21 protein-coding genes are annotated in these 26,040 nt (G+C 42.1%); 10 read left to right on the top strand and 11 right to left on the bottom strand.

The window, feature by feature from the left end:
- Window positions 1–70: 70 nt before the first annotated feature.
- The 7 genes from K6V26_RS05790 to K6V26_RS05760 form a co-directional block, all read right to left on the bottom strand.
- Window positions 71–3,526 carry a DUF1080 domain-containing protein gene (locus K6V26_RS05790; protein WP_195586389.1) on the bottom strand — a complete coding sequence of 1,152 codons (3,456 nt, stop codon included), beginning with the start codon at window positions 3,524–3,526 and terminating at the stop codon, window positions 71–73.
- Between the two features lie 66 nt (window positions 3,527–3,592).
- Window positions 3,593–4,849 (bottom strand): Gfo/Idh/MocA family oxidoreductase, encoded by a 1,257-nt coding sequence (locus K6V26_RS05785; RefSeq protein ID WP_007652944.1) that lies wholly within the window; start codon window positions 4,847–4,849, stop codon window positions 3,593–3,595.
- Between the two features lie 163 nt (window positions 4,850–5,012).
- A complete protein-coding gene (locus tag K6V26_RS05780; RefSeq protein ID WP_224264826.1) occupies window positions 5,013–6,794 on the bottom strand; it encodes a RagB/SusD family nutrient uptake outer membrane protein in 1,782 nt (593 codons plus the stop codon).
- A gap of 11 nt (window positions 6,795–6,805) precedes the next feature.
- Entirely contained in the window at window positions 6,806–10,324 is a 3,519-nt protein-coding gene (locus K6V26_RS05775) for a TonB-dependent receptor (RefSeq protein ID WP_224264825.1), read from the bottom strand.
- 82 nt (window positions 10,325–10,406) lie between these two features.
- Window positions 10,407–10,916, bottom strand: a complete 510-nt coding sequence (locus K6V26_RS05770) for a FecR family protein (RefSeq protein ID WP_224264824.1) — start codon at window positions 10,914–10,916, stop codon at window positions 10,407–10,409.
- Window positions 10,876–11,391 carry a FecR domain-containing protein gene (locus K6V26_RS05765; protein WP_195586386.1) on the bottom strand — a complete coding sequence of 172 codons (516 nt, stop codon included), beginning with the start codon at window positions 11,389–11,391 and terminating at the stop codon, window positions 10,876–10,878. The genes K6V26_RS05770 and K6V26_RS05765 overlap by 41 nt, the downstream gene beginning before the upstream one ends.
- Before the next feature lie 71 nt (window positions 11,392–11,462).
- Window positions 11,463–12,053, bottom strand: a complete 591-nt coding sequence (locus tag K6V26_RS05760; protein ID WP_195586385.1) for an RNA polymerase sigma-70 factor — start codon at window positions 12,051–12,053, stop codon at window positions 11,463–11,465.
- 906 nt (window positions 12,054–12,959) lie between these two features.
- On the opposite strand from K6V26_RS05760, the gene K6V26_RS05755 reads away from it, so the two are divergent.
- The 9 genes from K6V26_RS05755 (at window position 12,960) to kdsA (ending at window position 19,732) form a co-directional block, all read left to right on the top strand.
- Window positions 12,960–14,195, top strand: coding sequence for an ATP-binding protein (locus tag K6V26_RS05755; RefSeq protein WP_046146763.1), 1,236 nt, complete (start codon window positions 12,960–12,962; stop codon window positions 14,193–14,195).
- Window positions 14,196–14,286: 91 nt separating this feature from the next.
- Entirely contained in the window at window positions 14,287–14,688 is a 402-nt protein-coding gene (locus K6V26_RS05750; RefSeq protein ID WP_122329247.1) for a hypothetical protein, read from the top strand.
- Between the two features lie 95 nt (window positions 14,689–14,783).
- A complete protein-coding gene (gene prmA / locus K6V26_RS05745) occupies window positions 14,784–15,635 on the top strand; it encodes a 50S ribosomal protein L11 methyltransferase (RefSeq protein ID WP_195586384.1) in 852 nt (283 codons plus the stop codon).
- An 88-nt stretch (window positions 15,636–15,723) separates the two neighbouring features.
- On the top strand, window positions 15,724–15,945 hold the full coding sequence (locus tag K6V26_RS05740; protein WP_007652933.1) for a YtxH domain-containing protein: 222 nt from the start codon (window positions 15,724–15,726) through the stop codon (window positions 15,943–15,945).
- Window positions 15,946–15,951: 6 nt separating this feature from the next.
- The gene (locus K6V26_RS05735; protein ID WP_048317187.1) at window positions 15,952–16,359 is read left to right on the top strand and encodes a phage holin family protein; all 408 of its coding nucleotides are present in this window, start codon (window positions 15,952–15,954) and stop codon (window positions 16,357–16,359) included.
- Window positions 16,304–16,687, top strand: a complete 384-nt coding sequence (locus K6V26_RS05730; protein WP_224264823.1) for a hypothetical protein — start codon at window positions 16,304–16,306, stop codon at window positions 16,685–16,687. Before K6V26_RS05735 ends, K6V26_RS05730 begins: the two co-directional genes overlap by 56 nt.
- 235 nt (window positions 16,688–16,922) lie before the next feature.
- Entirely contained in the window at window positions 16,923–17,924 is a 1,002-nt protein-coding gene (gap, locus tag K6V26_RS05725; RefSeq protein ID WP_007652928.1) for a type I glyceraldehyde-3-phosphate dehydrogenase, read from the top strand.
- Between the two features lie 72 nt (window positions 17,925–17,996).
- Window positions 17,997–18,923 carry a tRNA (adenosine(37)-N6)-dimethylallyltransferase MiaA gene (gene miaA, locus K6V26_RS05720; RefSeq protein ID WP_224264822.1) on the top strand — a complete coding sequence of 309 codons (927 nt, stop codon included), beginning with the start codon at window positions 17,997–17,999 and terminating at the stop codon, window positions 18,921–18,923.
- A gap of 5 nt (window positions 18,924–18,928) precedes the next feature.
- Window positions 18,929–19,732 (top strand): 3-deoxy-8-phosphooctulonate synthase, encoded by an 804-nt coding sequence (kdsA, locus tag K6V26_RS05715; protein ID WP_007652920.1) that lies wholly within the window; start codon window positions 18,929–18,931, stop codon window positions 19,730–19,732.
- A gap of 80 nt (window positions 19,733–19,812) precedes the next feature.
- Here the strand turns inward: kdsA and K6V26_RS05710 are convergent, their stop codons facing one another.
- Window positions 19,813–20,451 carry a Crp/Fnr family transcriptional regulator gene (locus K6V26_RS05710; protein WP_154278289.1) on the bottom strand — a complete coding sequence of 213 codons (639 nt, stop codon included), beginning with the start codon at window positions 20,449–20,451 and terminating at the stop codon, window positions 19,813–19,815.
- 123 nt (window positions 20,452–20,574) lie between these two features.
- On the opposite strand from K6V26_RS05710, the gene K6V26_RS05705 reads away from it, so the two are divergent.
- Complete coding sequence (locus K6V26_RS05705) at window positions 20,575–22,854, top strand: DUF5686 family protein (RefSeq protein WP_224264821.1); 2,280 nt, start codon at window positions 20,575–20,577, stop codon at window positions 22,852–22,854.
- Here the strand turns inward: K6V26_RS05705 and K6V26_RS05700 are convergent.
- From K6V26_RS05700 to K6V26_RS05690, 3 genes are all read right to left on the bottom strand, one after another.
- Window positions 22,851–23,702: an N-acetylmuramoyl-L-alanine amidase-like domain-containing protein gene (locus K6V26_RS05700; protein WP_122329250.1), complete on the bottom strand. Its 852-nt coding sequence runs from the start codon at window positions 23,700–23,702 to the stop codon at window positions 22,851–22,853. The two genes, K6V26_RS05705 and K6V26_RS05700, sit on opposite strands and share 4 nt — an antisense overlap.
- Window positions 23,703–23,763: 61 nt before the next feature.
- Window positions 23,764–25,791 carry an excinuclease ABC subunit UvrB gene (uvrB, locus tag K6V26_RS05695; protein ID WP_007652915.1) on the bottom strand — a complete coding sequence of 676 codons (2,028 nt, stop codon included), beginning with the start codon at window positions 25,789–25,791 and terminating at the stop codon, window positions 23,764–23,766.
- Window positions 25,791–25,997: a PspC domain-containing protein gene (locus K6V26_RS05690; protein WP_007652914.1), complete on the bottom strand. Its 207-nt coding sequence runs from the start codon at window positions 25,995–25,997 to the stop codon at window positions 25,791–25,793. Before K6V26_RS05690 ends, uvrB begins: the two co-directional genes overlap by 1 nt.
- Between the last annotated feature and the right edge of the window lie 43 nt (window positions 25,998–26,040).

Below are 26,040 nucleotides of genomic sequence, written 5' to 3'. Positions count from 1 at the left end.
AAAGATTCACACAAAAAAAGCGGAGACCAGTAAAAACCGATCCCCGCTTCCTTTCAGACTATATAGTCTGTTATTTCAATTCTTTTATACGGATATTACGGAATTTCACAGGAGAACCATGTCCCAGGAACCCGATATGTCCTTTCTTATTGAACAAGCCCGGATGTTCCTTACCGTCAGGAGTACCGTTCTTTACAGCGTCGCGAATGTTACCTTCCAATATCACTACACCATTAACTGTTACCTTGATATTATCTCCGTTTGCAACAATCTCTTCCTCATTCCATTCACCGACAGGCTTAAACGCTTTGTGGTGATCGGCATTCGTCGGGATGATGCCATAAACAGAACCATGATGCTGATATTTGGTAATATTCTTATAGATCGGATGTTCACAATCCAGAATCTGGATTTCCATACCTACATAAGCGGCATCACCTTCCATCGGAGTACGGATACCGACTCCGTTATTGGCTCCCGGTGTCAGCTGGAACTCGAAACGATAAATAAAGTTCCCGAATTCGTCCTTTGTATACAGGTTCCCACCATAGCTCTTGCTCGGTATCATGGAAATACAACCGTCTTCCATCGTATAATCTACCGTGTTACCAGTCCACTGATGCATATTTGTTCCGTCAAACAATAGTTTGAAACCTTCTTTCTGTTCTTCGGCAGATAATTTGTAAGGTTCTTTACGTTCCAGTTCCTTTACATATATATTACGGTAGTAAACCTTGCTGCCATGAGCCTGCAATTCAATCTGTTCAACCGGGAAGATCGGCTGCTTGCGATCCCAATAGTTTTCAAGGATCACATCATCCACCACCTTCTCTCCGTTCAGAATAACTGTTACGCGGTCACCAACCATCTTGATATAGAAGCTGTTCCATTCGCCCAGCTTGTTATCAGCCACTTTAGACGGCTTGCTTTCATTTACCGAGTTATTATACAGACCACCTGAACCTACCTGGGCACCCACATTCACACGTGAAGTATCCCAGATCTGCACCTGAGGCGTTCCGCGCAAATAGATACCGGCATCAGCTTCAGGACCTGCGGGGTCAAGCATCCAGTCTACGTACATTTCAAAATCACCATATTGTTTATCCGTACACAGGTTATCACCTTTACCGTTGAAGACAAGCATACCATCATTCACACTCCAGCCGCTACGCATAATCTCGTCAGCCTTTTCCTGAGCTTTCTCCAGCTGGGCCGGTTTCATTTTCGCACGGGCAATCGGGTTCTGTACCAATCCTTTCCAGCCCGACAAATCTTTGCCGTTAAAGATAGAAATGAAACCTTCTCCCTGCGGCATTTCAGCCAGATGCTTCTTGATCGCTTCCTTCTGATAACCGGCATCCGGATTGTCGAGTACCTGCATTACCTTGTTCAACAATTCACGTACATTGGCTCCATAATATTCCTTATTACCCAAAGCTATATTCATAACAGCATTGGCGGCAGCCTGCTGAACAGGTTTCTGATTCAGGAATTCGCCGGCATAGAGCATACCCAGGAAGGTGCCTGTCCGTTCAACCTGTTTCAGAATTATATTTTTCTGTTCATCTGTCTTTGCCACTTCCATCGCTTTACGCAAACTCAGCAGACGATTCTCACCTGTAAATGCAGGATTTGAAACCAGCTTAACGTATGCTTTCAATGCACGATCCAAATAAGCAGAAGAAGAAGCATCTTTACAGATAGCATACAATTCGTCGGCAGCCTCAATACCTTTCCAGTTCAACAACGCTTCGAAAGCAGCATCGCGAGCAGCGCCCGATCCCTTATGGAAACCGTCTACGATAGTAGCCAATGCATCTTTCTCACCGGTTGTCGCCAGAACGATATAATACAAATATTTCTTGCTCTCGCCAGCCTGAAGCATACGGCGGGTGATCGTTTCTTTTTGTTTCGCAGGAGACATGGAAGAAATAGCAGAGATAACAGCCTGTTGGATCGGAGCAACGGCCGATGCATCCGCTGTTTCCAGCATACCGCACAGATTAACCAGGTCGCCTTCCGACACAACATCTTTCAACGCTGTATAAGCAGCTTTTTTCACTTCCGGTGAACCGGACTTGATCAGTTCGAGCACTGTAGTCAGGTTAGCAGTCGCTTTACGCATCGCCAACAACTCAGCACCGGCAATCTTACCGGCATCCGTAGCAGACGGAATGGCACGGGCAACAGCCTGGTCGATATCACCATTGAATGCAGCCAAAGCATCCTGTCCCAGCAGGATTACATCTTTATTGTCGCTGGTCAGCAGTTCAGCAAGCACAGGTATCACCTGTTTGTCACCGATCTTCACCAATGTCCATACGGTTGCCTGTTTTACGTCGAAGTTGCTGTCTTTCAACTGAGCCAGCAGCACCTGCATGGCAGTCAGGTCAAAACGGAGTTCCAAACTCTTGATCACATCATGTTTTGACGGGCATTTGGCTTCGCGGCCGATCCAGTTGATAATATCGACTTTCACTTCCGGTTTTGCCTTCTGCATCGCTTTCATGACTTCGATATAAACTTCCTTATTGGCAAAGTCGGAAGCAAAATTCAATGCAGCATTCCGATATTCCTTATTGCCATCCTTCAAAGCGGAAAGCAGCAATTTGGTACTGTTTTCTTTCTTCAGTGACAAAAGAATTTGCAAAGCAGCGTCGCGGGTCTGCGTCTGATTAGCCTTGGTAGCCTTCTTCAGCAGGTCGTTGGCCGCTTTTTCCACTTCTTTCACATCGCCCTGTGCGGCAACACGTTTCAATAAAGCGATATAGGCTTCGTTCGCATTCGTTTTGGTCATTGTGTAACCCGATGCGGCGGCAGCTTCAGCCATATCTTTGATGGAAGCCTTGCTTCCCACACGGCTTAATGAGTGCAGGACAGCCTTTTGCATACTTTCATCGCCCGAACCCAGCAGCGCCTTCAGCAATTCTTCCGAATCAGCCACCTGCGCTTCGCCGATTGCTACGATGATATCTTTTTGTGTCTTCGGAGTACCCATACGGCGCATCAGACCAGCCTTCAACGCTTTGCCGGCATTTTCAGAACCGATAGCAGCCAGTGCACGTGAAGCCGGGCCACTCAGGCTTTCATCACCCAGGTAAGCCGACAACGCATCGATACATTCATCCTGTCCCAATATCTGTAACTGGCGGATGATAAACGCTTTCGTTTCGCGTTCAGTCACCAGGTCAAGCGCTTTCAGATAAGCGTTAGCCGTAGCCAAACGGGCGCTTTCTTCCCCTTTTGCCATCACATAATGGGTCAGGCCGCTCAACGCGTAATCCACTTGTGCATTGCTTCCCTTTCCGGGAGCATTTATCATGTTGACCAACATCAGTACCCCTTCTTCGCCGGAACCTTTCAGGTCATTGATCATTTTATTGTATTCAGCCTGTTTCTCAGCAGGCATCTGTGCCAATACGTCAGCCGCAATTGTTTTAGCTGTACGGTTCGCCGGAGATTGGGCCATCAGTACGCTGCCGAATAATAGCAAGCTGGCAATCGATATATATGCTTTTCTCATTGTCTATAATTTTATAATTCTCCCCTAATTTTCAATTCTCAATTTTCAATTATTAATTATTAATTATCAAATGTTCCAGGGTGAACGCATCGGCTGATCCAGCAGACGGTTAGCGGCCTCGTCATTGATAAATTCCAGTTTCACAGGATCGAACTCTAATGTACGATTCAGACGAAGTGCCGTAGCACCCATATTCACGATCGTAGCCGAGCGGAAGCCATTCCGTTCATTCAGGGCAAAAGGCTGGCGTGTTTTCACACATTCGATAAAGTCTGTCACCTGAGGTTCAGGTTCCGGATAATCGGCCAGTTTCTTTTCCCAATCAGGGATATCACATACAAAATTCTTATAGACATTACCGTTCGGACCGGAGATATACGGAGTATTAGGATCTCCGAAGTCGCCACCCCAAAGGACGATCTGGCAACCGTCATCATAGGTATAGGTAATAGAGCGCCATGTTCCTACGGCATCCGGATGCTGTTGCGGAGCATCCACTTCCACTTTCACAGGGCTTGTGTTGTCTTTTCCGAGGAAATACTGTACCGGGTCGATATAATGCTGTCCCATATCACCCAGTCCGCCACCGTCATAATCCCAGTATCCGCGGAATGTCTGGTGCACACGGTGTGCATTATAAGGTTTATAAGGAGCCGGGCCTAACCACATGTCATAATCCAGTTCGGAAGGAACTGTTTGCGGTTCGAGATATTCTTTACCTACCCAGTAGAATTTCCAGTCGAAACCGGTATGTTTACTGATCGTCACTTTCAAGGGCCAGCCAAGCAAACCACTCTGAACCAGCTTCTTCAACGGTTTAACAGGAGTACCCAATCCATAGAACGGATCAGCAAAACGGAACCAGGTATTCAGACGGAACATACGTCCGTTCTGCTTTACAGCTTCCATCACCCGTTTACCTTCACCGATCGTACGTGTCATCGGCTTTTCACACCAGATATCTTTTCCCGCCTTGGCAGCCTCTACCGACATGATTCCATGCCAATGAGGAGGTGTAGCGATGTGTACGATATCTACGTTCGGGTCCAGAATCAAATCGCGAAAGTCATGATAAGCGGCAATTTTTTCCTTTACCAATTGTTTTCCTAATTCAAGATGTTTCTTGTCAACATCACAAACGGCCACCAGGCGCGTTCCGGCATAGTTCACGTGACCGCGTCCCATCCCGCCTGTACCGATAATACCTTTAGTCAACTGATCGCTTGGAGCGATAAAGCCTTTCCCAAGCACGTGGCGCGGCACAATCGTAAAGGCCGCAATTCCTCCAAGGGTTTTAAGGAAGTCCCTTCTGTTTGTTCTCATAGTACAAATTAATATAATATTGATTAGCAATTTTATTGATTTTTTCCGCTTAAAAAAGACGTTAGAAAGATTAATTGCCTCCTAACGTCTCACAAAGATATTATTTATCCCATAATTTTCGCAAATATTTACGAGTTTTTATGACATAATCGTTCAAGACTGTTCATTCCATAGTCGGGTTGAACTTTCCTCCCCAATTGTTATTTTGTTCGAGATTAGGATTTTCCAATATTTTACTTTCCTGGATCGGGAAAAAATAATACGATTCCTGAATCAAAAATTTATTCTCGGCTATGGCACTGATCGGCACCATTCTAAGAATATATTTAAAATTATCGGGAGTCAACGAATACGTCTTGGCTTTCCGGGTAGCTTCGGCAATATCCATTTCCGAACCGTCTTCATTGATTGCAATAGCCTCGACTCCATATTTTTGCAGTCCGTTTAACTGCATCATATTACGGGTTCTACGAAGATCCATAAAACGATGTCCTTCAAAACATAATTCTACGTTGCGTTCATCAAGAATAGCCTGCCGGATTTCTTTACGATTAGTAACTTTCAATCCATACAACCCATTTTCGCCGGCTTCGATACCTGCACGTTTACGAATTTGCTTCAGCATATCTACAGCCACATCCTGATGATCCGTTTCATTGGCCGCTTCCGCATAGATAAACATGACTTCAGCCAATCTCATAAAGGGATAATCATGATCATACGTAGATACCAAATCCTGACTCAAAGACAAATCAGATCCTTTACGCACATACATGCCGCTAATAGCATCATTCTGTGTAGCAGTGCTGCCCACATTGGGATTGATTCCATATGAATCTTCTCTGACAGCTATACCGACCGAAGTATATTGGCGATATCCTGAAGCCGTTCCCGACACCGGATATAAATCCGCATTATACAGGATACAATCCTCAAATCGGGGATCCCGATTTTGCCAGAATTTCTGTAAAAAGTCAGATTCAGCACCTGCATAATATTTACCGGCCGGATCATCGAACCGCTTTCCATCCAACATCGGAAACGCTTTTACCATATCCCAGGTCGGAGTATTACCGGCATTGCTACGACTCAAAGAAGAGGGACGAATCGTGTTTTCCCAATTGGCCGTTTTATCCGGATTACTATAGATAATAGGGAAAACGACCTCTGAATTGCCGTCCACCAACCAGTTATCTGCATAATTCGCAGTCAGTTTAATCCCCTGAGCTATACAGAAATCGTATGCCTCTTTCGCTGCCGTATAAGCTTCGTTCCAATATTTATTATCATACATATTACTCGGGTTAAACTGCGGAGAAGCCTTATAGAGCAACATCTTTGCCTTATAGGCTTTAGCAAAACACTGGTCTATACGCCCGTAATCGTTACCGGTTGCTTTGGCTGGTAACAGCGCAATAGCATCATCCAGGTCTTTAATTATTAAATCAAAACACTCTGCCGTGGAAGTACGAGTCACATACAAATCATCTTCATCCTTATCTTGGGCTTTTGTAATATACGGCATACCTCCATGATAAACAACCATTTCACCATACTGATAAGCTCTCATAAACAGCATTTGTCCCGTCAGGCTATTCTTAACAGATTCGGTACATCCTCCTTCAGCCAAATACTCAAGTCCTAAATTTATATTACGGATATTGGTATAATTCCATCGTTTATAACCACTGCCCGACGTTGTAATAGTACTCAACATAAACGGAATACCCGTTTGCTGCTCAGCTGTATTATCCGCACTTGTAGACCAACCGCTAAAGATATCGCCATAGAGATCAGTAACATAAGCAGTTGCTAAGTTGTCATCATTCCAAACCAGGTCTGCATCATAGTTCCACAAGTTCGAGATATCCAAACTATTGCATCCATTGACCAGCAATATAGTTGCCAAACCAATCGATAATTGTTTTATTTTATTCAGTTTCATATTTTTTAATTTTAGAATGAGAAGTTAAGTCCGAATGTAAATGATCTCATCAAAGGGAATGAATCATAGTATTTCTGTTCAGGGTCCATGAACTCATTCATCGCCGAGATAGAAAATAAGTTGGTTGCATTCATAAATACCTGGGCACGAGTCAATCCTAATGGACGAAGAACAGCCATAGGCAAGTCATATCCTACATTCAGGTTTTTTAAACGAACATAGGCTCCATTCCGCATCCAGAAATCAGTATCGCCATAACCTGATTCATACTGGTTCTTACCGATTACACGGGGATAAATACCATCAGGATTCTCCGGACTCCAGCATTTTTCACTTGTCCAGATAGGATAATACGGACGTGTGTTACCACCATACTGCGGCATTCCCTTGGTTGCCTCACATCCTACCAAGCGGTCATAGTTGCCAACACCCTGAAAATGCATATCAATAGTAATACCCTTCCAACTGAAGCTACCGCCGAAACCATAATTAATACGGGGAGTTCCGTTTGTTGAAAGCAAATTATACGCGTCATTTCCATCAATCTTTCCGTCCGCTCCCGGAGCATAACCATCACCACGGGTATCCTGGAATAAAAGACCGCCAAGATACGGATCGCGTCCATACTGCTTGAATCCTTTGGCAATCAATTCATCTACTTCCGCCTGATCGGTCAACAAATGATCGACTTTCAATCCCGTGATACGCCCGGCCGACATTCCGACCAAAGACAAATCTTTCAGGTTACCAGTCATATAAATCACCGATTCATCCAATACGTCCCAACGATCTTTCGAGTAACCGATATTCATATAAAGAGAATAATTTATTCCATGTTTAGCCTTATCTCTCCAACCCAGCGTCACTTCACCACCTCTCCATGAACGTTCTGCATAATTTTCAGGAGCCAACGATGCCCCATAAGTACTTGGCAAAGTAGATGTTCTTGAACCTAAAATATCGGTTTCCTTCCTATAGAACCCATCAACTGTTCCACTCAATCGATTATTCAAAAAGGTAAAATCCAAACCACCATTGATAGTCGATGAAGTAGCCCAGGTCAAATTATAAGTTGGCATACTGCCTGTCTGTATACCGTTTGCCAACCCGTTTCCAAACATATAACTGCTACCGGAAGTATATCGTTCTATATACTGGAAATATCCAATCGACGCATTCGATGTATTCAAATCGTTACCGGTAGTACCATAAGAAGCACGTATTTTTAAGTCGTCAAGCCAATTAGAAGCGCTCTCCATAAAGGCTTCTTTACTGATACGCCATCCAAGTGAGGCCGAGGGAAAAAAGCCCCATCTGCTGTCTTTAGGAAATTTATTATTTCCATCATATCGGAATGAGAACTCTGCCATATATTTGGAATCATAGTTATAAGTCGCACGTCCGATCCACGACAAATGCGAGCCTAAGTTCTCCGATTCATTGACTGAAACCGTCCGTCTTTCCGGGTCGGTTGAAAACACAAACCATTGGTCATAAGCCGTCAGCGGATCATTCGCTGTTGCATAGATAGCTTCGCCCTGACTTTGAGCCTGCTCAAAAGTGATCATTCCGCCTACTTCATGCTTCCCGAACTTATTTTTATAATTCACCGTCCAGTCAAACTGTTCATTCCAGAATTGGCGGGAACCATAAGTCAGATTCTCATAATTGGAACCAAACGTGAATATATTATATTTATTCAAATCCAGCGGTCCCGGAACAAAACGGTTATTAGGATCAGCCGATTGAAAATTGTAGGCTTTCTGATGAGTAAGATATTTCTTACGGGCATAGTCATTGATTATGTAATTTCCGGTTACTTTTGTTGATAATCCGGGTAAAAGCTTACTCAAGTCGATGTTTAATGATAAAATACCATTTACATTACGTCTGCGGGTTTTGATATAACGATCACCCAATATCACATCTGCGACATTCCAACCTTTAAAATTACTGACATCCGGATAAACAGGATAATCAGTCTTTTCGTTTGCCGGAGTACCATCCAGATACGCATAAGACGGAACCGTCCTCAAACAATTAAACGTAGTTCTGTAAAAGTCGAATATATCCTCACTGTCATCACCACTACCAGACCAATTAAAGCGTCTGTCATCTTTCTGATAACCGGAAACATTCGCATTCAAGGATATATATTTACTCAGATTCACTGTCAGATTGGATCGAAATGAATATTTATTATTTTCCAGATTCTTATAAGATCCTTCTTCCCTGATAAAACTACCTAAAACATAGTATTTGACTTTTTCCGTACCACCTGTCGCACTAATAGAATGCTTTGTATTCCACGGATTTTGCCAGATCAGATCATTCACATTATAATCATGTGTCTTGGCATACTCCATCTCTTCATCGTTGTTAGGCCGGGCAAGTCCGTTAGCCTCAGCCACTAAATTTTGATACACCAACTCTTTGTAAGCGCTCATATCATCCGTGAACAGCTTGCGGGTAGGTCTGTTGAACGTATATGATCCCTGATATTCAAATTTAGGTTTCCCCATGCTATCCGCGCCCGACTTAGTCGTTACCAGGACAACGCCATTACCGGCTTTAGAACCATAAACAGAAGCTGTCGCAGCGTCCTTCAAGAAGCTCAACTGATCGATTTCGTTCGATTCAAGCGCATCGAATGCCGCCTTGTCCCGAATGATTCCATCGATAACAAATAACGGGTCACCGAATCCGCCACGCATACGGATTTCCGAACTTGCTCCCATGAAACCGGAACTACCGACAATTGTCAATCCCGGTGCACGCCCCGCCAAAGTATTAGATAAGTTGGTAGTCGAAATGCTAGATAACTCCTCTGTTTTTACATTTGTAATAGCACCGGTCATATTTATCTTTTTCTCTACACCATATCCGATAACGATTACCTCATCCAGTTTTTGGGTATCTTCATGCAATGTAATCTGATAAGAACTCTTACCATCCTCCACCTGTACTTTCCGTTCCAAATAACCGATATAAGAAACAAGCAAAGTCGCCCCGGCCGGAATCTCGCTCAAGATGAATTTACCTTCGGCATCCGTCACCGTTCCGACTCCTTTGTTTCCTTCAAGAGTAATGTTTGCACCGATAACCGGTGTCCCTTCCTCATCGACAACAACCCCTGATATCTTCTTTTTATTCTGCTGAATTTCATTTACGATCAGCTGTTCTACCGTCCGAACATTCTTCTTTACATTATTATCTTTTAAAAACACACGGTTATTTACGATCTTATAAGAAATACCGGTATTCTTAAAAACCTCTTTGAGCACTTTTTCGATGTGTTCATTTTTAAAATTAACAAATACGTTGGAAATTTTCTTATTCAACAAGGCTTCGTCATAAGAAAATTCATATCCGGTTTGTTCACTGATACTCTGTATAACTGCACCGACCGTTGTGCTATTCAACGTCAGTTCCAGATTCACATACAAAGAATGCGCATCGCTTATCGCCATAGCGGGCGATGCAGAAGTCAAAAACATTGCTAATGTAGCAATAGAAACTTTTTTAATCATACATGTGATTTAATAATGTTAGTACTATTTTTTAGTTACATTTCTGTGTGTGTCAGTTTTTTCAATCATTTTCTCATAGGCATTACTTTTTAAATTGTTCGTATATGAAAACTTCGTTTTCTTCTATCTTATAATGTATTGGAGCCAGGTATTCCAATAATTTCAGGATATCGACCAACTCTTCATCATCATTAATCACACACCGGAATTTACGTTGTGCAAGAGCTGAAGACTCGATATTTATGTTTACATTAAATTTTACGGATAGTTTATTGACTATTTCACGCAGGGTCGCGTTTTCAAAGACAAACTGTCTCAGTCGCCAGGCTGTCAGGATATTCACATCGACAGCCTCTGTGGTATATTCATTCTTGTTTTGGTTATAAGTTACTTTTTCTCCGGGGGATACATCCAGCAGTTTATTACGGTTCGCATCCAGCAATTCTATTTCTCCGCTGACTAAAACGGCCTCTACTCTTTTATTTTCTACATCGGTCTTTACATCAAAAGAAGTACCTTTTACCTGGATATTCACATATCCGGTAAAGACATTAAATAGAGAAAATTGTTTCTGCTTTCTTTGAGACTTCAAAGAAAGCTTCTCCTTGCAAGGAGACCTGACGATTCTCGTCAGAGAAAGATTCCGGGTATTTTAATGTCGATCCACCCTTCAACCAAACGGACGTTCCGTCAGCAAGCACGACCTTTTTCACGTCTTGCCCGGGTTTGACCACAATACTTATATATTTTTCAGGCTTTAAATACTCATAGCCCCCATAAAAGCAGGAAAACAGTATCAAAAAGACGGCAGCATACTGCAACACGTTACGCATTAACTTAAAACGGTTGGAACGATTGATCTTCACATTCAGTTTTTCCAATGCCTTTTCAATATGGTCCGAACTTTTATAATACATCATATTATAGGAAACACGAAGATGCATCACTTCAGATAATATCTTTTTATTATCCTGTGACAAGTTACTCCACTCCTCCATCTTCTGCATTTCATCGGAAGATATATTTCCTGCCAGGTATTTTGCCAAAAGTCCGTAATCAAATTCCATTTTTCATCTTTTATACAAGCTAAACGTATGAGAGGTAAAAACTACGGAGCAATCATTCATTTTTTTTAATTTCACTGACGAAAAAAATAAAGAAGAGATAATATGTAGAAATCATTTTTAGATAAATGCGCCCTAAGATACTTAATCGCCAGGTAAATATGACTCTCTACCGTGCGCTGTGGGATTTGGAGACGCTCGGATACTTCCTTTGCCTTTAAGCCTTCAATATAAGTAAGAATAAATACCTCACGCCGCTGGGTTGGCAATTTTTCCAGTAAATTATGTAGTTGCTCGTAAAAATCTTTTGAATAAATTTCTTCCAGGACAGACGCATCTGAACGTAATAAGGCATTATACTCTTCCAGATATGCGCTCTCTATATGAAGATTATACTTGTCGGCTGACTGTGTTTTTCTATAATAATCAATACAGCGGGTATAAGCCGCCTGAAACAGATAAGAATGAAACCCTTCTCCGGCGTATAGCTTTTTTCGATTTTCCCAAACATGCAAGAAAACATCCTGAACGACATCTTCCGCCACTTCCTGTTCCACCATAGCTGCGACATACGCCATAACACGGGGATAGTAATGACGAAACAAGCTGTTGAAAGCCTCACGGTTCCCTTCTCTTAACTGACTTAATAAAGAAACATCAAACATAAATATATTCAATTTATAAAGAAAGCTCTAAGTTTGCAGTAGCGTGAAGCATACTGGATAATATATAACACTTCTACGTTTTTAGTACGCCTGACAAAGGTAATATCAAAATAAATAAAAATAAAGGTTGCATAAAAAATATTCAGAATCTGTTTTGAATTTATTGTCAGATTTCATTGTTGAAAGATTTGGACTATCAAAACGTGTATTTCATGCAACTCTTCTTTAGCTCACATCTCCCCGAAATATCAATTTGATCTATTAAGTCACAATAATCTATCACAAAGTTTATCATATAGCCATTTTAGTATCTGATGTATTTGACAGATTGATTGAATCAGAAAAAGAATAATTACAATATTTAACACACCTACCATTAATATCAATTCCAAGATCTCGTTTTAAATAAATTTGAACTTCGTTTAAAACGAAATTATTTTCCTTTTAAACAAAATAGAGGTTCGTTTAAAAGGAATTTTTTGTTAATTGCAGTTGAATTTAGCCGTTTTTGGATGGTTTTATCACTTGAAATGCATGTTTTTTAGCAGAATTATTTTCTGGAAGAGATAAAAACACACATACAATTCAAACAACATATTTACATGTATACAACTTTATTCACTCACTTTATCTATTTTATATCGATAAAACAAAGCAAAAAGGCACACCAAAATCATAAAAATCAAAATAAAGACACTTTCAATCCTCTTTAGAATCGAATAAAAAACAATATACCCAAGCCCCGACACATACAACCTGCTGACAACAGAGGTAAAATGACATTTTGATAAACAGAGTCAAGGATGACGGTAAAGACAATTGAATCTGGATATAAAGGATATTATACAAAAGATCATTTAACCTATTAAGAAAAGACGTATATTTGTCATAACAAAGAAAGATGATATGGAAAGAATTTCAGTTACTGATTTTGGGCCTATTCAACATGCAGAGATAGAGATAAAACCGTTCTGCATTTTGATTGGGCATACTTCAAGTGGGAAAAGCACGGTGGCGAAGCTGCTGGATTTATTTAATAGTCAGGAGTTTTATTTCATTGAGCCGAAAGACAATCTCGTTCCTTTTATTTCTTTGCTGAAAAAATACGATATCGACTTTGATTTTAAAGAGCATACATGTATTGTGTATAAAAAAGGTGAATATACATGGACTATATCAAAAAAAGGGATAGAAACGGATTATCCTTTTACAGATATTGCCAATGAATGGTATCATGGGAATGTCCTATTTACAAAAAGCCATAGACCTTTTAGAGCACGAATAATCAAACTGCTGAATCTCTTAAATGAGGATATCCGTTTACCGGAGTTGCAGAATTTTGAACATATCGAACAATTTCCTGATGAAAAAATACGGGATAATCAATACATTCAATTCTATTCCCGATTAATGCATACTTATGTTTATAACGAAATCCCATCTGTTTATATTCCTGCAGAACGAATATTAATGTCAGTTCTTTCCAAAGCAATATTCAGTTTTTATGAAAAGGGAATAAATATCCCGGATTGCTTAAAAATATTTGCAAATAAGTATAGCTTGGCTAAAGACAATCAGGAACAGTACAAAATAAATTTTCTTAATTTGGAAGTGCATTTTGATAGTACTACCAATGATAAAATCAGACTGGAAAATGGAGAAGAGATTGAATTAACCCAGGCATCGAGCGGTTTGCAATCAATTATCCCATTATTGTCTGTTTTTGATCTTGGTTTAGATACAGATACCTGCACTATCATCGAAGAACCCGAACTCAATCTGTACACCCAGGTACAGAAGGACCTGACAGAATATCTTGTCAAACGAACAAAAGAGATGAAGGCGAAGTTATTCATTACCACCCATAGTCCTTATATATTAAGTACTGTCCAAAATCTTTTGCAAGCCGGCAACGTTGCCGCAGAAAGTCCGGAAAAAGCAGAACAGGTTGCTAAACTCGTCAGTCCTGATAAATGGATCGATTACAAGGACCTGACTTGTCAGTTCTTTTCCAGCGACGGTACAAGCCACAATATTCTAGATGATGAATACCACACAATAGGTATTAATCAGATGGATGATGTTTCTGCCGAATTATCCGAAATTTACGATTCGCTTTTAGATATAAAATACAATGAGTAGCTGTAAATGTTTTAACCAAGAAGTAACTGGAAGAAGTTTAATAGAACGCCTCCCGGCAAGTACATGCCAATGCACATCAAAAGCACGTTTGATGGTTGAAGAGAATGGGCGCAAGTTTGTTTTGATTGTTTCAGACTGGAAGAATGTCGAAAAGATTAAAGTCGATGGTGCCCTTATCTGCAATCAGGAAAAAGAGAAATGCGATTATTTTTTCTTTTATTATCCTTCGGGAAAAACGAAAAATGATCGTCATGCTTATTTTGTGGAGCTGAAAGGTAAGAATATCGGTAAGGCGATGAGCCAGATCATTTCAACGATTCAATGCTTTATGCAAGAAGGGTTGCTCAAGAATATTTCTTTGCAAAAGGCGTTTATTGTCAGTTCGCGTTTTCCTCAAAAAGACCGGACAACCGAAAAATTGCAGGAAGATTTAAGAAAGAAATATAAATGTCCGCTTGTCATTAAGAACAATATGATAGAATATCGACCATAACGACCTGTCTATGCATACCTACTTTCTTATCCTGATTATATTTTCTTAAATATATTCGATACCTTTGTCCCCAAACGAATAAAAAAGTAAAGAATATGAATTATTACGAACTGAAATTCACCTATGAATCGCCTATCGAGGCAACAATCATCAGTGATGTACTGGCGTCCGAACTGGGCGAAATCGGTTTCGAGAGTTTTACCGAAGACGAAGACGGCTTGCTGGCCTATGTATCCGACCAATTATATAATGTAAAAGCATTACAGGATAAACTGAATGAATTTCCGCTGGAAAACGTAACCATCCGATACACCGAACAACTGGTGGAAAGCAAGGATTGGAACGAAGAATGGGAAAAAAACTATTTCAAGCCCATCCGTATCGGTAACGACTGCATCATCCGCGCTTCTTTCCACGAACCGGAACCGGGTTATACATATAATATTATAATAGACCCGAAAATGGCTTTCGGTACAGGCAATCACGAAACGACTTACCTGATGATCAGCGAAATGCTGAAACTCGACCTGGAAGGCAAAGACCTGCTGGATATGGGATGCGGAACAGCCGTACTGGCCATCCTGGCAAAAATGAAACACGCCAATAAAGTAGTCGGAATCGACATCGACGAATGGGCTTACAACAACGCGCTGGAAAATACCCGGTTGAACCATACGGAAGATATACAGATTGCCTTGGGCGGTGCCGAACAAATCCCCGCATTCGGCACATTCGATATTGTATTCGCCAATATCAACCGCAACATCCTGCTGAACGATATTAACCGGTATGTCGGCTGTATGAAACCGGGAGCTACCCTTTTCATGAGCGGATTCTACACTGAAGACATTCCCGCCATCCAGGCAGAGTGCGAACGCAACGGATTGAAATTCATTTCCCACGCAGAGAAAAACAATTGGGTTGCCGTTAAGACACAGAAGCCATAACTTTATTTAACAGTAAAAGTTAACACAGAAGTAAACTATCATTCGAATAAAAGCGTTATTTTAGTAAACACATTTAAATATAAGAGTTATGAAAAATGTAGATTCTAAATTATTGCTAGGTTTGGTAGTTGGAGCAGCAGTTGGTGCAGCAGTCGGATATCTGGCAGCTACCGATAAGAGAGAACAGTTACTGGAAGAATTGAACGGTGTAGTTGGAAAAGTAAAAGAAGGCTTTAATTCCGCTCTCGCCAAGTACAAAGAAGGTAAAACTGAAGTTGTAAAAGCTACCGAAGAAATCGTAGCTGAATAATTATTTATGGAAAAAGATTCAGGAAAAATCTTTCGTGAGCTGAAAGATGATGTTTCAACTTACGTAGAATTAAAGCTTGAACTTTTAAAGTTAAGCACATACGAAAGAAGCGGCCAACTGATCGCCATTCTTTCGTATGGCTTAATTTTATTGTTTCTGGCTTTCTTTGCCATCCTGTTCATATTCCTGGCATTAGGGTTCTTTATGGGTGATATCTTCGGTTCGATGGGAACCGGCTTTGCTTTCGTGGCAGTGTTATATCTCCTATTGATCGGGCTCATTATAATGAATAAAGGCAGAATCTGCAACACGGTATTGAACGTAGTGATTGCAGCATTAAACGGTAATGACGAAAAAGATGATGCAACAGATACAAAACAAGCCACTGACGCCACTGGAGAAACTGATTTCTGACAAGGAAAGAATCCGGAAGCAATGTGTTATACAGGAACAAAAGCTGAATGACGACTTTTCTTATATCCAGGAAAATGCAGGCAGCCTTTTGATATCCGGTTTCACCACCTTACTATTTCCCAACACTAAATCAAAAAAAACAGAATCTACAGAAACAGCAACAACAGCCAGCCAGCCAGTACCCCCGATAGGTTTCTCGGATTATCTGAGTATCGCACAAGGCCTGTTGCCCGTAGCCTGGGATGTAGTCCGCCCATTCTTGCTGACATGGGGAATCAGAAAGGCTCAAAGCTGGTTTACAAACCTTCTGTTTAAGAAAAAGAAATAACTCCTAACATTTAATTTATGTTAGAGGGCATATTTTTCTCACATTAATAAAGGCAGAATAAAAAAACATGACTAAATTTGCAGTCGTTAAAAACAAGGATAAAATGAAACGTAATTTGATTCTCTTTATGGCATTCACCGCAATGCTGACGATATTGGCTTCATGCGCAACTCCTTGTGGCTGTTAAATGGATTTTATGTAATATTTTTAATAAACCCATAAAAGTTTTATTACAATGATTAAAGTAGGTATTAACGGTTTCGGCCGTATCGGACGTATGGTGTTCCGCGCTGCAGTTAAAAACTTCGGCAATGATATTCAGATTGTAGGTATCAACGACTTGTTGGATGCTGATTACTTGGCATACATGCTGAAATATGACTCAGTACACGGTCGTTTCGATGGTACAGTTGCTGTAGAAGGTAACAACCTGGTTGTAAACGGTAACAAAATCCGTTTGACTGCAGAAATGGATCCTGCTAACCTGAAATGGGACGAAGTTGGTGCTGAAGTTGTAGTTGAATCTACAGGTTTCTTCCTGACAGACGAAACTGCTCGCAAACATATCCAGGCTGGTGCTAAGAAAGTTATCATGTCTGCTCCTTCTAAGGACGCTACTCCTATGTTCGTTTATGGTGTTAACCACACAACTTACGCAGGACAGGACATCATCTCTAACGCTTCTTGTACTACTAACTGCTTGGCTCCTATCGCTAAAGTATTGAACGACAAGTTCGGTATCGTTAAAGGTTTGATGACTACAGTTCACGCTGCTACTGCAACTCAGAAAACAGTAGACGGTCCTTCTAAGAAAGACTGGAGAGGTGGCCGTGGTATCCTTGAAAATATCATCCCTTCTTCTACAGGTGCTGCTAAGGCTGTAGGTAAAGTTCTGCCGGTATTGAACGGTAAACTGACTGGTATGGCTTTCCGCGTTCCGACTTCTGACGTTTCTGTTGTTGACCTGACAGTAGTTCTGGAAAAGGCTGCTACAATGGACGACATCAAAGCTGCTATGAAAGAAGCTTCTGAAGGCGAATTGAAAGGTGTACTGGGTTACACAGAAGATGCAGTTGTTTCAACTGACTTCCGTGGTTGCTCTAACACTTCTATCTTCGACGCTAAAGCTGGTATCTCTTTGGATGACAACTTCGCTAAGATCGTTTCTTGGTATGACAACGAATGGGGTTATTCAAACAAAGTTTGTGAAATGGCTCGCGTTATCGCTGGTAAGTAATCAAATACAAATCAGTATATGGAAGCCGTCCTCCGCAAAGGGGACGGCTTTTTTTATTATCTTTGCTCCATAATGAAAACATATCAACTTATAACGATACTAGGCCCGACCGCTTCCGGCAAAACGCCTTTTGCCGCAGTGCTGGCCGACCGGCTGGATACGGAGATCATCAGTGCCGATTCACGCCAGATTTACCGTGGCATGGATATCGGTACCGGGAAAGACCTCGCCGATTATACAGTGAACGGTAAAGCAATCCCCTATCATCTGATCGATATCTGCGATCCGGGATATAAATATAATGTATTCGAATATCAGCACGACTTCTTCCGTGCTTACCAGGCCGTACAGGAAAAAGGCAAGCTCCCTATCCTTTGCGGTGGAACCGGCATGTATATCGAAGCGGTATTGAAAGGATACAAGCTGCTGGATGTTCCCCAAAATCCGAAGCTAAGGGAATCTTTGCAAGGCAAGTCGCTGGAAGAACTGGAAAAAATACTGGCCGGTTACAAAGTATTGCATAACAAGACAGACGTAGATTCCGCACAAAGGGCAATACGAGCCATCGAGATTGAAGAATATTATAAAACCGAGGCCCCCGATGCAAACGAATATGATCCGATCAACAGCCTGATCATTGGCATAAACATCGATCGGGAACTAAGGCGCGAAAAAATATCCAGACGTCTGCGTGCCCGTCTGGAGGAAGGCATGGTAGACGAGGTAAAAGGCATCATTGCCTCCGGCGTCAAACCGGAAGACCTCATTTATTACGGATTGGAGTATAAATATCTCACACTATACATCATTGGTGAACTTTCTTACGAAGAAATGATTTCCCAATTAGAGATAGCCATCCACCAGTTTGCCAAACGTCAGATGACCTGGTTCCGCGGAATGGAACGCCGGGGTTGCACGATCCATTGGATAGATGCCACGTTACCGACAGAGGAAAAGATCAGGCAAACATTGGAGTTGTTGGAACAAAACAATATATAACAATTATGATAACAGTTAACGATTTTAAGAATAAAGATAATTTCTTCCTGATGGCGGGTCCTTGTGTGATCGAAGGGGAAGACATGGCGCTACGTATCGCCGAAAAGGTTATCGGCATCACCGAGAAGCTGAATATTCCATATATCTTCAAAGGTTCATACCGCAAGGCAAACCGCTCCCGCCTCGATTCATTTACCGGGATCGGCGATGAGAAAGCCTTAAAGATTTTACGCAAAGTAAGCGAAACATTCAACGTCCCGACCGTTACGGATATACACGAAACCCATGAAGCCGCCATGGCTGCCGAATATGTAGATGTCCTGCAAATCCCGGCTTTCCTTTGCCGTCAAACGGACCTGCTTGTCGCCGCCGCACAAACCGGAAAGATCGTCAACATCAAGAAAGGACAGTTCCTTTCTCCCGGAGCCATGCAATTCGCCGTACAAAAGGTTGCCGATGCAGGGAATGACAACGTCATGATCACCGAGCGGGGAACTACATTCGGTTATACAGACCTGGTTGTCGATTACCGGGGCATCCCGCAAATGCAGGATTTCGGCTATCCGGTCATCATGGATGTAACCCACTCATTACAACAGCCCAACCAGACATCCGGCGTAACAGGCGGTCTGCCGGCATTGATAGAAACAATAGCCAAAGCCGCTATTGCTGTCGGCACCGACGGTCTCTTCATCGAAACCCATCCGGAACCTTCCAAAGCGAAATCCGACGGAGCCAATATGCTACAATTAGATTTGCTCGAAGGCTTATTGACACGTTTAGTCCGCATCCGTGAAGCAATCAAATAAATGTCATGACTTTTGAAAACAAAAGAAGGGACCTTCGCAAATGAAAGTCCCTTCTTTTGTTTTCAAAAGTCATATCTTCGTTATCCCATCTTACTTATCTTTCTCAGCTTATCCTCATCTATCAACTTGATCTTTCTACCGTCGATAGCGATGATACGCTCAGTTACAAATGTCGATAAGGTACGGATAGCATTGGAAGTAGTCATATTCGACAAGTTTGCCAAATCTTCACGAGACAGGTAAATACTCAATGTAGCCCCGTCTTCTTCCAGACCGTAACTATCTTTCAGGAATAATAAAGATTCCGCCAGACGACCCCGGATATGTTTCTGGGTAAGATTAACGGTACGTTCATCCGCCACTCCCAAATCAAACGATAACTGACGAATAAAAAACATTGCCAGATTAGGATTACCCATCAGCAAGTCCGTAACTATTGTCATCGGTATCAGACAAACAACAGATGCTTCAAACGCCGAGGCATTTGTCAGGTAATTTTCCTGAGCGAAATTAGCACGGTAACCAAAATACTGCACGGGTTTGATCATGCGGATGATTTGGCTGCGACCGCCGACACCTTCCTTAAAAATCTTTACCTTACCTCTCAGCAAACACATCATGTCCCTTGGTTCGTCGCCCTCGCAATAGATCAACTCGTTACGTTTGAAATGCTGGATCGTCGAATTATTACGGAGAACTTCCCGCTCTTTGTCGGTCAGTACTCTCCATACTTCTGCTAAACTGGCCGATAGATCGACCTCTTCTTTTTGTTGCTTAACCACGACTGTTTTATAACATACTTATGAAGCACAAATGTACAACTTTTCTTTTGAAATAATAAAATGTTTAATACGATAAATTGTATTTATAATTACATTTTACTTTCTTTTACTACTAATTTGAATTTTATTCGTTACGTTTGTAGCAAAAGGGGTGATATTTTGTTGAAAAGGTACGTTTTGATATTTGCTCTGATTTTATTGACTATAAATGCTGCCGCCAAACAGGAAAGCACTTATAGAAGTAAAGTGTTGCCTGATTTAAAAGAAAAAACAGAATCGTCCGTAAAGGCCGATTCCATTATGAAAGAGGTAATTAAAAACGCCGAAAAATACCAGCATGTCCTTTCAAAGTACGAAGCGGAAATATATATAAAAGGGCGTACGGAAATACTGAAACAGAACTTTCTGATACGTTTCGCACATCATCTCTTCCCGGTCGACAGGAAAAACAAGGATATGATCTTCGAAATGGTAAGTGAGTCGAAATTCAATGCTCCCAACAATTTCCTGCACAACTTCCAGGCCGTAAACGGAAATAGTATCCCCAACAACAAGAAACAGCAGGAAGCATTGAGTTTTCTGAACCTCAATGTCTATTCTTCTACCATATATAATGAAGGTATCATCACTCCTATGACCAACCAGGCTTCCAAATTCTATACATTCGACCTGGAAAGTGTCAATGACACCAGCGGGCTCAAGATCTATAAGATACGGTTCATGCCCAAATTATGGAGCCAGAAGCTAATCTGCGGCGACCTGTATATCCGAGACCAATCGTGGATCATCGACAAGATAGATGTGAACGGACGTTTCGATTTTGCAGAATTCAACCTGATCATGACTTTCGGACGCGATTACCGCCGCTTTATCCTTCCGGATAAAGCCAGCCTGTATCTGCGCTACCATGTCCTGGGGAATGCCATTGCCACCAGCTACCATTCTTCTTTCAAATACAAAGCGGTGGAATGGGTGGAAGAAGATAACGAAACGCAAAGAAAAAGATCACTGGACCTGACCGGATATTATAAATTATCCTCAGATACGGTTCCCATCATTTCAGACACGACATTCTGGAACAAAAAACGCGATATTCCTTTGACAAAAGAAGAAGAGAAGTTATATCATGTCGCCAACAATACGAATGAACAGAAAATAGATTCTGCGAATATCACCAAATACCTGAAACTGACAGAAAAGTTCACGAATACCATCAGCATGGACTATAAAACGACCCGCCTCAAATATTCGGGAATATTCAACCCGTTCCAACTGGGATATTCAGGGCATAACGGAATAACGTACAGGCAACGTCTGCGCATCAGCAAAACTTTCGACAAAGATCGCCAGCTCCGTTTCCGTCCGGACGTCGGTTTTGTATTTAAGCGGAAAGAAATCTTTTTCACCGTGTCCGGAGACTGGGAATATCTGCCGGAGAAAAAAGGCATATTGAGCCTCTCGATCGGTAATGGTAACCAGAGTTATTCTTCAGCCATTATGAAAGAGATAAACGAGCAGTTGAAAGACTCTACATTTAATTTCGATGACCTAAATCTGGAATATTTCAAACACTACTATGCTGAAATACGCAACAACATCGAACTGTTCAACGGATTCCAACTATGGACCGGCGTTTCCTACCACCGCCGGATACCGGTAAAAAAGAAAAGTGATATTTCAAATCCCGGAGAAGGGATAGAAGAAATCATCAATGATAACTATCATGACTTTACTCCCGTCGTCGGCTTTTCCTATACGCCGCGCCAGTATTACTGGATGGACGGATATCGCAAAGAATATCTGTATTCCTATTATCCGACCATTTCAGTCGAATTTGCCCGTGCAATCCCCGGAGTAGGTAAAAGTTCCGGTGATTACGGACGAATCGAAGCGGATATTCACCAAAGCATCGCACTCGGTTTGTCCAGAAAACTCAATTATCACATCAGCGGAGGCATTTACCTGAATCCCAAATCTATTTACTTTGCCGATTTCCGTTATTTCTCACGCCGCCAGTTCCCTGAATCGTGGGGAGATGAATTCGGAGGAGTCTTCAACCAACTAAGGAGTTTCTGGTTCAATGCATCCGACAAATATGTGCAAGGACATATTATGTACGAAAGTCCCTTCATCCTGTCACAACTTTTCAAGAAGAAAACATCTAAGTACATTCTGTCTGAACGCTTTTATTTCAGTCAACTGTGGACACCCGTTTTGCCGAGTTACACAGAGGTAGGATATGGTTTCGGTAACCATATTTTCAATGTTGCCGCCTTTGCCGGATTCGATAGATGGAAATACCAGAATATCGGCCTCAAGTTTGCCTTCGAACTATTTTAATAGGACATTTGTGGGCGAACGATCATTATACCGCTGTTACGCTTGATACTTTCCACATATTCCTGTAAAGGAGCTTCGTTGACTATCACTTTCTTTTGCGTAGTAGAGGCATGGATAAAAGTCAGTTTATCCCCTACCCGGCAAACGACACCGACATGAGATATATCCAGACCTTTGATTGTTGTGACAAAACAAACGATATCTCCGTCTTTTATGCCTGTTGCGTTCCGGTTTATCTCGGTTTCCGGTATATAATAATAAGGACGGGCGTTGATCTCTTTCTCTTTCGCGGCAATCCGGGCTGTCAATTCCGGATTTTCTTTCAATGGCTTATAACTATCGGGATGCGTCGACATAAAAGAGACATTCACCGGCAGGGAGATGCCTCCGGCCGCTGAAGTAACATCCTCCACTATTCCTTTGCGCTGGTTCTCGAAAATCCAGTCGGTGGTATAATGCAAGCGATCGGTATAGTCATGAATCTCTCCATTCCGGTAACGAAGTGCCTGTAAATTCTTACAAAAGGTTTCAAACGAAGGGTTCTCACTTTGAATTGTCCGTGTCAGGGCAACTACATTCTCCACCAATGTCATGCAATCCATCTCACGCAGGTTGACAACCAACCTTTCCGGCTCCATCTCTAATGTTGCAGCCACATAAGGAGTGCCTAAAAAGAAACGTGCCGTTTTAACCATCAATTCACCGGTGGGCAAAGATTTATTTGCTTTCATCTCTGAAACATACTGGTCAAAGACAACCCGGTCAGCCTCTGTATAAGAAACCTTATCCGCCGCTTGCCCACAGAAACAAATTAAACAGACTAAGAATGTCAAGAAAATCGTTTTCATAAATTCAATATTTATCAGATTTGAATATTACTTTTCTCTTGATAGAAAAGTAACCAAAAGATCAAGGTTGCACTTTCGTTTTCAACAATTCCTCCAACTTAATCAACTCGTCCCTGAACTGAGCGGCCTCAATAAAGTCTAACTTCTTGGCAGCTTCCGTCATTTGCTTTTTGGTACGTTCGATTGCTTTTTCCAGCTGCGGACGAGTCATATACTTAACAACAGGATCGGCAACCAGACTTGGTTCCGGTTCGACATAAGCATACGGTTCGGCTGTAGCCGGCTGTTTCTCACCCAGAAGAGAGACGCTGGTCTTGACAACCTGCCGGGGAGTAATGCCATGCTTTTCGTTATAGGCAAGCTGCTTTTCTCTGCGACGGGTCGTTTCGTCCATTGTCAGTTGCATACTGGCGGTTATCTTATCTGCATAGAAAATAACCTTTCCATTCACATTACGGGCAGCACGTCCGGCAGTCTGCGTCAGGGAACGGTGAGAACGAAGGAAGCCTTCTTTGTCTGCATCCAGAATAGCCACCAGAGAGACTTCCGGTAAATCCAGTCCCTCACGAAGCAAGTTTACCCCAATCAGCACATCAAACAAACCTTTCCGCAAATCATCCATAATCTGGATACGTTCCAGAGTATCCACATCACTATGGATATAATTACAACGTATTCCCATCCGGGTCAGATAAGCGGTCAACTCTTCCGCCATACGTTTAGTCAGCGTCGTGACCAGGACACGTTCATCTTTAGCCGAACGCTGCGTTATCTCTTCCATCAGGTCATCGATCTGATTCAATGTCGGACGAACCTCGATAACCGGATCGAGCAATCCGGTCGGACGAATCACCTGGTCGACAACAATCCCCTCGCTCTTCTCCAGTTCGTAATCGGCCGGAGTCGCACTGACATAAATAGCTAACGGGGTCATCGATTCAAATTCATCAAACATTAGCGGACGATTATCCATCGCCGCCGGCAGACGGAAACCATATTCTACCAGGTTCTTTTTACGGGAATAATCTCCCCCGTACATGGCCCGTATCTGTGGGATCGTGACATGGCTTTCATCGACTACCAACATAAAATCTTTCGGGAAATAATCGAGCAGGCAGTAAGGACGTTCACCGGCCATCCGGCCGTCAAAATAACGGGAATAGTTTTCTATACCCGAGCAATGTCCCAACTCGCGAATCATCTCCAGGTCGAAGGTTACACGTTCATACAAACGCTTCGCCTCATAATGCTTGCCAATCTCTTTCAGGAAATTCACCTGCGTACCGAGGTCGACATCGATCTGGCCGATAGCCATATTTATACGTTCCTGGGTGGTGACAAATAAATTGGTCGGATAAATATTCAGTTCATCCTGCTCGTCAATCTCCTGTCCGGTCTTCGGGTCGAAAGAAGACAGACGGTCTATTTCATCGCCCCAGAACTCGATACGGTAAGCCACTCCGTCAAACGATTCGATTGCCGGAAATATATCGACCGTATCTCCGTTTACCCGGAAACATCCACTGTTAAACTCTAACTTATTGTTTACATATAAAGCATCGACAAAGCGGCGTAACAACTTGTCGCGGTCAATCTGCATTCCTTTTTCCAGATGGGTCACCTTTTCGGCAAACGCCGTCGGATCGGCCATACCATACAGGCAGGATACGGAAGAAACAACAATCACATCCCTTCTCCCCGACAACAAAGAAGCTGTCGTACGAAGACGGAGTTTATCTATCTCTTCATTAATCTGCAAATCCTTCTCGATATAGGTATCCGTAGTAGGCAGATAAGCCTCCGGCTGATAATAATCGTAATAGGAAACGAAATATTCTACGGCATTATTCGGAAAAAAGGCTTTGAACTCGCTATACAACTGCGCAGCCAGCGTTTTGTTATGACTTAATATTAAAGTAGGACGTTGTACCTCCTTAATCACATTGGCAATAGTAAACGTCTTTCCCGAACCTGTTACTCCGAGGAGCGTCTGGAAAGGCACACCACTCTGAATGCCCTCCGAAAGAGCCGCTATTGCTTCCGGCTGATCTCCCGTTGGGCTGAATGGTGATGATAACTCAAAATTCATTATTCGTATAGTCCTTTTTTAGGTATAACTATCCAGAGTATCAAATAAGCTATAACCCCGGAAAACACAGTAAATATACTCAACAGTATATAGCCGACACGTACCAGCGTCGGGTCCCAACCAAAGTAATCCGCAATACCGCCGCATACTCCGGCAATCATTCCATTATTCGAACGATAAAGTCTTCTTGGTGCTTCTTCTTCCATGATGTCTTATTTTTTGTTTCGTAAAGATAGTATATATATCTAT

The organism is Parabacteroides goldsteinii, assembly GCF_020091425.1.
In the GTDB taxonomy this organism is placed as follows: domain Bacteria; phylum Bacteroidota; class Bacteroidia; order Bacteroidales; family Tannerellaceae; genus Parabacteroides; species Parabacteroides goldsteinii.
This window is presented reverse-complemented; position numbering and strand designations above follow the sequence as displayed.

Coding starts and splice junctions, on each gene's coding strand:
- K6V26_RS05790 (WP_195586389.1), bottom strand. CDS start 3,526: ATGAGAAAAGCATATATATCGATTGCCAGCTTGCTATTATTCGGCAGC.
- K6V26_RS05785 (WP_007652944.1), bottom strand. CDS start 4,849: ATGAGAACAAACAGAAGGGACTTCCTTAAAACCCTTGGAGGAATTGCG.
- K6V26_RS05780 (WP_224264826.1), bottom strand. CDS start 6,794: ATGAAACTGAATAAAATAAAACAATTATCGATTGGTTTGGCAACTATA.
- K6V26_RS05775 (WP_224264825.1), bottom strand. CDS start 10,324: ATGATTAAAAAAGTTTCTATTGCTACATTAGCAATGTTTTTGACTTCT.
- K6V26_RS05765 (WP_195586386.1), bottom strand. CDS start 11,391: ATGGAATTTGATTACGGACTTTTGGCAAAATACCTGGCAGGAAATATA.
- K6V26_RS05760 (WP_195586385.1), bottom strand. CDS start 12,053: ATGTTTGATGTTTCTTTATTAAGTCAGTTAAGAGAAGGGAACCGTGAG.
- K6V26_RS05755 (WP_046146763.1), top strand. CDS start 12,960: ATGGAAAGAATTTCAGTTACTGATTTTGGGCCTATTCAACATGCAGAG.
- K6V26_RS05750 (WP_122329247.1), top strand. CDS start 14,287: ATGGTTGAAGAGAATGGGCGCAAGTTTGTTTTGATTGTTTCAGACTGG.
- prmA (WP_195586384.1), top strand. CDS start 14,784: ATGAATTATTACGAACTGAAATTCACCTATGAATCGCCTATCGAGGCA.
- K6V26_RS05740 (WP_007652933.1), top strand. CDS start 15,724: ATGAAAAATGTAGATTCTAAATTATTGCTAGGTTTGGTAGTTGGAGCA.
- K6V26_RS05735 (WP_048317187.1), top strand. CDS start 15,952: ATGGAAAAAGATTCAGGAAAAATCTTTCGTGAGCTGAAAGATGATGTT.
- K6V26_RS05730 (WP_224264823.1), top strand. CDS start 16,304: ATGATGCAACAGATACAAAACAAGCCACTGACGCCACTGGAGAAACTG.
- gap (WP_007652928.1), top strand. CDS start 16,923: ATGATTAAAGTAGGTATTAACGGTTTCGGCCGTATCGGACGTATGGTG.
- miaA (WP_224264822.1), top strand. CDS start 17,997: ATGAAAACATATCAACTTATAACGATACTAGGCCCGACCGCTTCCGGC.
- kdsA (WP_007652920.1), top strand. CDS start 18,929: ATGATAACAGTTAACGATTTTAAGAATAAAGATAATTTCTTCCTGATG.
- K6V26_RS05705 (WP_224264821.1), top strand. CDS start 20,575: ATGTTTAATACGATAAATTGTATTTATAATTACATTTTACTTTCTTTT.
- K6V26_RS05700 (WP_122329250.1), bottom strand. CDS start 23,702: ATGAAAACGATTTTCTTGACATTCTTAGTCTGTTTAATTTGTTTCTGT.
- uvrB (WP_007652915.1), bottom strand. CDS start 25,791: ATGAATTTTGAGTTATCATCACCATTCAGCCCAACGGGAGATCAGCCG.
- K6V26_RS05690 (WP_007652914.1), bottom strand. CDS start 25,997: ATGGAAGAAGAAGCACCAAGAAGACTTTATCGTTCGAATAATGGAATG.